Source organism: Sphingomonas sp. IC-56 (assembly GCF_021043375.1).
Lineage (GTDB): Bacteria > Pseudomonadota > Alphaproteobacteria > Sphingomonadales > Sphingomonadaceae > Sphingomonas.
The window spans coordinates 104486-112727 of record NZ_JAJNDV010000011.1; the positions used below are offsets into that span (position 1 = coordinate 104486).

Consider the following 8242-nt stretch of genomic DNA (forward strand, 5'->3'; position numbering starts at 1 on the left):
CCTTGCGTTGCCCGCAAGGGAGGCGCCCCGGTCAAAACTGCGTCGAGAAACGCCCGTACAGGAACCGCCCGTTGAACCCGAAGGGCGAGAAGCCGCTATAGGGCTGGTAATAGGCGTCGACCGGATAGAAGCCGCCGACACCACTCGGCCGTGCGCCCGTCGGCCGCGCGGTCGGGTACACGTCGAACAGGTTGTTGGCGCCGAACGCGAAGGTCGCGTGTTCCTTCAGCGTCACACGCACTTCCAGGTCGGTCACCCATTTCGGCTCCAGGAACAGGTCGTCCGGACCATAAGCGGTAAGGCTGGTCGGCGCGGTAAGCGGCGTCGCCGCGCCGGGCGCGATCACCTGGCCATAGCGCGTGGACCGGGCGGTGATGCCGAACGCGCCGAGCGACCCATCGGCGCTCAGCACGACCTTGTCCTTAGGCTGGCCGTTGGTGAAGCGGATCCCCTCCACACGCCCGAACAGGATCAGCCCGGGGATCTGCGCCAGCGGGCCCAGGTCGCTGATGCGCCGGGTGATCTTGTTGGTGTTGCGGTTATACGCCGCCGACAGCGACCAGTTGCCCAGGCCCTCCACCCCGAAGCGATAGGTGCCGACCACGTCGACACCTTCGGTGGTGGTGTCGAGCCCGTTGATGAAGAAGCGGGCCGCGCCCACCGACTGGAAGCCATTGGCGTCCAGGATCGCCTTCACCGCCGCATTCACCGCTGCGGTGCCGCTGCCAGCCGCGCCCAGATTTTCGGTCAGCACCACCCGGTCGTCGATCTTGATGTGGTAGTAGTCCGCGGTCAGGTTGAAGCCGCGGAACGGGTTCAGCGTCGCGCCCGCGGTCCAGTTGAACGACTTTTCCGGCTCCAGCTCGCGCGCGCCCAATGCCTGCGCCACAGGACTCGTGACGGGCTGGGTGCTGATCTCCACCGGCACGCCGCCGATGAAGTTCGTCGAGGTGGTGGTGAAATATTGCTGGTGCAGCGATGGCGCGCGGAAGCCGTTCGACACCGATCCGCGCACCGCAAAGCCTTGGGTGAATTCGTACCGGGCGGCCAGCTTGCCGTTCAACGTTTCGCCGAAGTCTGAGAAATGCTCGTAGCGCCCGGCCGCGGTCACCGTGAACCCGTCGAACAGGTCGGTGTCCAGTTCGACATAGCCGGCATAGCTGTGCCGACTGACATCGGTCGCCGCCGATTCGGGGAAGCCCGGGAAGCCCTGCGCGCCGACCAGCGCCCCGAGCCCGGGGAAGCTGCAGATGCCCGTCGCTGCGGCATAGACGCCGCCCTGCGTCGCGCAGTTCGCCGCAGTGGTCGCGAACGCCGCGCGGAAAAAGGGTCCGATCGCGTAGGACTGGGTCTCGCCCGGGCGGATGTTGAAGTCGTCCTTACGGTACTCGGCGCCCAGCGCGAAGGTCAGCGGCTTGGCCAGACCAAGCTCGAACTCATGGCTCACGTCGAGATTGGCGGTCAGCTGCCCGAACGCCAGCCCGCCCGAATCGAAGTTGCTGAGCGACTGGGGGCCGTAGGAGGTGTTGAGGCTGTTCTCGGTCCGGTAATCGAACTGGTTGTGGCCATAGACCACCGACAGGTCCGTCGACCAGCCGCCGACATCGCCGCGGATGCCGATCGCCGCGGAGTAATCCTCCAGCTTCGAGTGAATGAAGGGCAGGAAACCATCGGGACGCAGCGGCACGAAATTGCCCGCGTTCGGCGTGGTCGCCGGGGTGATCGTCGACCAGTCGCGGTTGTTCGCCGAGGACGATTGGCGGAAGTTCGCGGCGCTCAACCCGTCCCGGGTGGAATAGGAGCCAAAGGCATAGAGCTCGAACGTGCCCAGCGGCACCCCGGCGTTGACGAAGACGTTGACGTCCTCGGTCTGCGGATCGCCATATTGGAAGTTCAGCCGGTTGAAGCCGATCTCGCGCGCGTCGAACGCGGCGCCGGGGCGGTTGTAGTTGGGGCGCAGGTCGAACCCGGCGCGGTTGGTGTTCTGCCGGTCGCGATATTCGGTGGTCAGGTTCACATAGCCCTCGGCCCCGATCGGCAGGCCGATGTTGAAGCCCAGCGTCCACAGGTCGCCGTCGTTCGCCTTGCGCTCGCCGTTCCGCGACGCAGCCAGGATGCGCGTGTCGGCGGGGTCGAATGTCGGCTGGCCGCCGGTCAGCAGCAGCCCGGTGACATTGGGTACGCCTTCCATGGTGGTGACATATTTGCCGTAGCTGACCTGCGCCCGCCCGCCATGATTGGCGCGCTTGAGCTGGACGTTGATCACGCCGGCGATCGCATCCGAGCCATATTGCGAGGACGCACCATCGCGCAGCACTTCGATGCGGTCGATCGCCAGCGACGGGATGGTATTAAGGTCTACCGCCGCCGAACCGCGCCCGACCGATCCGTTGACGTTGAGCAGCGCCGAAACGTGGCGCCGCTTGCCGTTCACCAGCACCAGCGTCTGGTCTGGTGCCAGGCCGCGCAGCGACGCCGGGCGGATCACGTCGGTGCCGTCGGTGATCGATGGCTGGGGGAAGTTGAAAGAGGGCACCAGGTTGTTGAGGATCTTGTTGACCTCGCCCAAGCCCGAGCTTTGCAGCGCTTCGGACGAGATCACGTCGATCGGCACCGGGCTGTCCGCCACGGTGCGGTTCGCGGCGCGGGTGCCGGTGACGACCACGGTGTTGGCGGGATCGTCGTCGGGCACCGCGTCCTGCGGCGTCGCCCCCTCCACCGGGTCAGACACCGGCGGCGTCGCCGCGGTTTGGGCCTGCGCCGAAGCGGCGAAGGCCAAGGTGGAAGCGGTGAGCGAAAGCAGCGTGGTGATCGAACGGCGCATGAACGTTCCTCCCGTCGGGGAGCCCCCTCCCCGGAAGGACCATCATGCCCGAGACATTCTGCAACGAAAGAGACACATTGATGCGGCGCAACGAAATTACGGAAGCTGTGGCCGTAATGCAACGATCCTGCGCGACCGCCATCCTCTGGGTCTTGAGCATGGCGGTCGCGCGAGCGGTCAGCCGGGTGCTGCGGCGGAGCCCGCGAGCAATCCTCCGTCGATGTTGATCTCGGTGCCCGTGACATAGGTCGCCTCATCCGAGGCCAGCGTGACGGCAAGCGCCGCCACCTCTTCGGGCAAACCGAATCGCTGCAACGGCGTGTCCGCCACCACTGCCTTCATCCGCGCCTCTCGCTCTGGGCCGGTGCCCAGCATCGGGTCCCACATCGGCGTCAGGATCGCCGCTGGATGGATCGAGTTGCAGCGGATCTGCCAGCCTTGCTGCGCGCAATAGAGGGCGACGGTCTTGCTGTGGTTGCGGATCGCAGCCTTGGAAGCGGCGTAAGCGGCGGCAAGCGGGATGCCCACCAACCCCGAGCGTGAGGATATGTTGATGATCGATCCGGTCCCGCGCCCCTTCATCGCGCCGATCGCGTAACGGCAGCCCAGGAAGGTCCCGTCCAGATTGACGCGGTGTACCGCCCGCCAGTCATCCAGGCTGGCATGTTCGGGGTCGTGCGCCACCATGCCGGTCTCGAAGCCGGTAACACCGGCATTGTTGACCACCACATCGGCTGCCGGAACCCGCTCGGCCAGGCGCGCCCAATCGGCCTCGTTCGCGACATCGAGCGGCTCGAAGCGGCACCCGATCGCTTCGGCCGCTTCAGCGCCCGCCGCTTGATCCACATCTGTCAGGATGACGATGCCGCCTTCGGCATGGAAGCGCACAGCAATGGCACGGCCGATGCCACGCGCCGCGCCGGTAACGACGCACGTCTTGTTGTTCAGTCTTTGCATGATGTTCTCGAAACAGGAGTCCAGTGCGCGGATCGCTCCGCCGTGGATGTCGTGCCGCTTCAGCGGTGACGCTGGATCATTTCGAGAACTCCTTCGCCGTATAGCTATGGGGCTTCATAGCTATGGGGCTTCGCCCGGCCGGCAAGACGTACGCGTCTACCGGCCAGGCGCGCCCGCCTCAACCCTGCTCGCGCGCCACCTCACGCCAGCCGATGTCGCGCCGGCAAAAGCCGCTGGGGAAGTCCAGCGCATCCACCGCGCGATACGCCCCCGCCTGCGCTTCCGCCACGGTGGCGCCGGTCGCCGTCACATTGAGCACGCGCCCACCGCTCGCCACCAGCTGCGCGCCGTCCATCCGGGTTCCCGCCTGGAACACGCGCGCGCCAGTTGCCTCCGCCGCTGCGATCCCGCCGATCGCGCCGCCGGTCTCGGGCGTCCCTGGATAGCCCTTCGCCGCGATCACTACGCTCAGCGCAGTTGCGTCCGAAAAGCGCGGGGCAGGGCGGTCGCCCAGTTCGCCCTTGGCCGCGGCGACCATCAGCTCGAGCAGATCGTCCTCCAGCCGCATCATCAGCACCTGGGCTTCGGGGTCGCCGAAGCGCGCATTATACTCGATCAGCTTGGGCCCCTGCTTGGTGAGCATCAGCCCGGCATAGAGCACCCCGCAATAGGGCGAACCCATCCGCGCCAGCGCTTCCACCGTCGGCCGTACGATCTCGTCGATCGCCTGTTGCTCCAGCGCCGGAGTCAGCACCCGGGCCGGGCTGTATGCGCCCATGCCGCCGGTGTTCGGGCCGGTGTCGCCGTCGCCTACACGCTTGTGGTCCTGCGCCGATCCGAACGGCATCAGGTGCGTGCCGTCGGTCAGCACGAACAGGCTAGCTTCCTCACCGTCGAGGAACTCCTCGATCACCGCGCTGCCGCCCGGCACCGCGAAGATGCCGCGCACCGCTTCCTCGGCCTCCTCGCGGCTGAACGCGACCGTCACGCCCTTGCCCGCGGCCAGGCCATCGGCCTTGATCACCACCGGCAGCGGGAAATCCTCCAGGCTGGCGAGCGCGCCATCACGCGACTGCACCCGCACATAGCCTGCGGTGGGGATCTTCTCGCGCTTGCACAAATCCTTGGTGAAGCCCTTCGACCCCTCCAACTGGGCTGCCGCCTTGCTCGGTCCGAACACGCCGATGCCCATGGTGCGCAGATTGTCGGCCAGTCCGTCGACCAGCGGCGCTTCGGGCCCGATCACCACGAAGCCGATCGAATTGCGCAGGCAGAAATCGATGATCGCGCGCTGATCGCCGACCGAAATGTCGACCAGCGATGCGTGCTGCGCTATTCCCGGATTGCCCGGCGCGGCGTATAGCTTTTCCAGGAGTGGCGACTGTGCCAGCTTCCAGGCGAGCGCATGTTCGCGGCCCCCCGATCCCAATAGCAGGACGTTCATGCCCGACCCCTTTGTTGATACGTCATTCGGGCGGCTCGTAGCCGAGCCGGTCGCCGGGGACAACGCACCGGCCATGAGCGTGTCCGAACTCTCGCAGCGCTTGAAGCGCGTGGTCGAGGGCGAGTTCGGCCATGTCCGCCTGCGCGGCGAGATTTCGGGATGGAAACGCGCTGCCTCGGGCCATGCCTATCTCTGCCTTAAGGATGCCGACGCCGTGATCGACGGCGTGATGTGGCGCGGTGCCGCCGCCACCATCCCCTTCGCCGCGCAGGATGGGCTGGAAGTCGTCGCCACCGGCAAGCTCACCACCTATCCCGGTCGCTCCAAATACCAGGTCGTGATCGAGCGGCTGGAGCTTGCCGGCGAAGGCGCGCTGATGGCGCTGTTCGAGAAGCTGAAGGCCAAGCTGGCGGGCGAGGGGCTGTTCGACCGCGAGACCAAGAAGCCGCTCCCGTACATGCCGCGCACCATCGGCGTGATCACTTCGCCCACCGGCGCCGTCATCCGCGACATCCTCCACCGCCTCGCCGACCGCTTCCCCAGCCATGTGCTGGTCTGGCCGGTCAAGGTGCAGGGGGAGGGCGCAGCCGCCGAAGTCGCGCGCGCCGTACGTGGCTTCGACGCGATGCCCGCCGACGGCCCGGTGCGCCGCCCGGACCTGCTGATCGTCGCGCGCGGCGGCGGCTCGATCGAGGATTTGTGGGCCTTCAACGAGGAAGTGGTGGTCCGCGCGGTCGCCGACTGCACAATTCCCGTTATCTCGGCGGTCGGGCACGAAACGGATACGAGTCTCTGCGATTATGCCGCCGACCTGCGCGCGCCGACGCCCACCGCCGCCGCCGAGATGGCCGTTCCGGTGCTGGCGGACGTCCGCCACACCGTGTCGACGCTCGCCCACCGCACAGATCGCTGCGTCCGCCGCTACCATGAGCGCGCCGGCGAGCGCCTCGCCGCGCTGGTTCGCGTACTCCCGCGCCGCGACGCGCTGCTCGGCCCGCAGCGCCAGCGCATGGACGATCTCGGCGCCCGCCTCGACCGTGCGCTGGAGCGCCGCGTCACCGTCGCCCGCTCACAGCTCGACCGTTCGGCCGGCGCGCTTCGCCCCGCAATGCTCGACCAGCGCCTGCGCGCCGCGACCGAGCGGCTGTCGGGCATCGCCCGCCATCTGGAACTCGTCCACCCCGAGCTGCCGCTCAAAAAGGGCTATGCCTGGGTGGAAGCCCGCGGCAGCGGCAAGGTGATCGGCACGGCCGAGGGCGCGCGCGCCGCCCAGGCCGTGACGCTCCACTTCCAGGACGGCCCGGTCGATGCGCGGGTTGAGCGCAGCGGCGGCAAATCCTACACTGCGCCCAAGCCCGAGCAGCCCAGCCTGCTCTGACCCCAACCCGGAGCCTGCCCGATGCTGATGTCCAATTCCGATCGCGCCGCGCGCCTCCATTATCTTGCCAACAGCTTTCGCGTGCTGACCCGGGGCGACTATGTTCCCTGCGCGGTCAGCGGCGAGCATATCCCCCTCGACGAACTGCGCTATTGGAGCGTGGCGCAGCAACAGGCCTATGCCACGGCCCAGCACGCCACGCGCGCGATGGCAGGTTGAGCCGGGGGTGATCGCTTCGCTCGCGGCGCTGGTCCTCACCGCCGCCGCCTCGCCGCAGGCGGCAAGCCCGTTCGGCCTGCCCGCGACGCTGACCCAGGGCGGGCTGGCGCTCGGCACCGCGCCCCAGGGCACGCGCACGCTGACGCTGGACGGCCGACCCGTCGCCATCGCGCCAGATCGTCGTTTCGTGATCGCCTTCGACCGCGACGCCGCCCCGGTCGCGACGCTCGTCGCCCGCCTGACCGATGGCAGCGAAGTCACGCAGCAGCTGACGATCACTCCGCGCGCCTGGAACATCTCGCGCCTAAACCGCCTGCCCAAATATCCGGTGCCCCAGCCCGAGTTCGAGCGGGTCCGCCCCGGCGAGCTTGCCCAGATCCGCGCCGCCCGCACGCTGCAAAGCGACGCGCAAGGCTGGCGCCAGCAATTCCTCTGGCCCACGACGGGCCGCATCTCGACGCTGTTCGGCTCGCAGCGCATCTATGCCGGCGAACCCGGCGCGTTCCACTCGGGCATCGACATCGCCCGCGCCACCGGCACCCCGATCGTCGCCCCCGCCGACGGCGTGGTGATCCTGGCGACCGACCACCCCTTCACGCTGGAGGGCAATCTGCTGATGATCGACCACGGCATGGGCCTCAACAGCGCCTTCCTCCACCTCTCGCGCATCGACGTGCGCCCCGGCGACCGAGTCCGCCGCGGCCAGCCGATCGGCGCCGTTGGCGCAACGGGCCGCGCCACCGGCGCCCACCTCCACTGGGGCATGAAATGGGGCGACGCCCGCATCGATCCGCTGCTGGTCGTGGGCCGATGATCGCTGCTGAATAATTCGGCAGTGCGAATTCGCGCTGCAACATAGTTACGCACGCGACCCGATTTTCGGCTATTCGTGGCGTGCAAACGTGTCATTAAAGATACACAAAGAAGCGAAAGCTGGTTTTCCTCTAAAGTGAGGCTTTACACAGGCTGAACGGCGTTTCATCCATTTGTCATGCTTCGGTCGCGCTTGCGTGCGCAGGATCGGAAGTAGTGGAGACAGCCGATGAGGATGTGCAAAACACACCCATCGGAAAAAGAGGGAAACGCATGACGAAAAACGCATCTACAAAGCTGCGCGCCGGAACTGCGCTGCAAGCACTTGCTCTGTGCAGCATGGGTCTCGGCGTCAGTGCGGTGATGGCGGCTCCCGCCGCAGCGCAGGATTTCACCACCGGCGCTCTGGTCGGCTCGGTTGAAACGGCTGAGGGCACCCGCGCGACCGAGGGTACGATCACCATCACCTCGGACGCGCAGGGCTTCACGCGCACGGCCACGCTGAACGCCGAGGGATCGTTCCGTATCCAGTCGCTGCCGGTCGGTGATTACACCGCGGTTGTAACCGTTCCCAATTTTGAACCTGTCACGTCGTCGGTTTCCGTCA

The 8242-nt window shown here is 67.2% G+C and carries 7 protein-coding genes; 4 read left to right on the plus strand and 3 right to left on the minus strand.

Annotation, left to right across the window (positions count from 1 at the left end; genetic code table 11):
- Nucleotides 1-31: 31 nt before the first annotated feature.
- The 3 genes from LQ953_RS14420 to purD form a co-directional block, all read right to left on the minus strand.
- Nucleotides 32-2824, minus strand: a complete 2793-nt coding sequence (locus LQ953_RS14420) for a TonB-dependent receptor plug domain-containing protein (protein WP_231031608.1) — start codon at nt 2822-2824, stop codon at nt 32-34.
- 177 nt (nt 2825-3001) lie between these two features.
- On the minus strand, nt 3002-3781 hold the full coding sequence (locus LQ953_RS14425; protein ID WP_231031610.1) for an SDR family oxidoreductase: 780 nt from the start codon (nt 3779-3781) through the stop codon (nt 3002-3004).
- Between the two features lie 178 nt (nt 3782-3959).
- Nucleotides 3960-5225: a phosphoribosylamine--glycine ligase gene (gene purD, locus LQ953_RS14430; protein WP_231031612.1), complete on the minus strand. Its 1266-nt coding sequence runs from the start codon at nt 5223-5225 to the stop codon at nt 3960-3962.
- Between purD and xseA the strand changes: the two genes are divergently transcribed.
- The 4 genes from xseA to LQ953_RS14450 form a co-directional block, all read left to right on the plus strand.
- On the plus strand, nt 5224-6603 hold the full coding sequence (xseA, locus tag LQ953_RS14435; RefSeq protein ID WP_231031613.1) for an exodeoxyribonuclease VII large subunit: 1380 nt from the start codon (nt 5224-5226) through the stop codon (nt 6601-6603). The genes purD and xseA overlap by 2 nt on opposite strands.
- A 21-nt stretch (nt 6604-6624) precedes the next feature.
- Nucleotides 6625-6822 (plus strand): DUF2093 domain-containing protein, encoded by a 198-nt coding sequence (locus LQ953_RS14440; protein ID WP_231031616.1) that lies wholly within the window; start codon nt 6625-6627, stop codon nt 6820-6822.
- Nucleotides 6823-6829: 7 nt separating this feature from the next.
- Nucleotides 6830-7636, plus strand: a complete 807-nt coding sequence (locus LQ953_RS14445) for a M23 family metallopeptidase (RefSeq protein WP_231031617.1) — start codon at nt 6830-6832, stop codon at nt 7634-7636.
- 272 nt (nt 7637-7908) lie between these two features.
- Nucleotides 7909-8242, plus strand: a 334-nt coding sequence (locus LQ953_RS14450) for a carboxypeptidase-like regulatory domain-containing protein (protein WP_231031619.1), incomplete at its 3' end; no start/stop codon positions are given.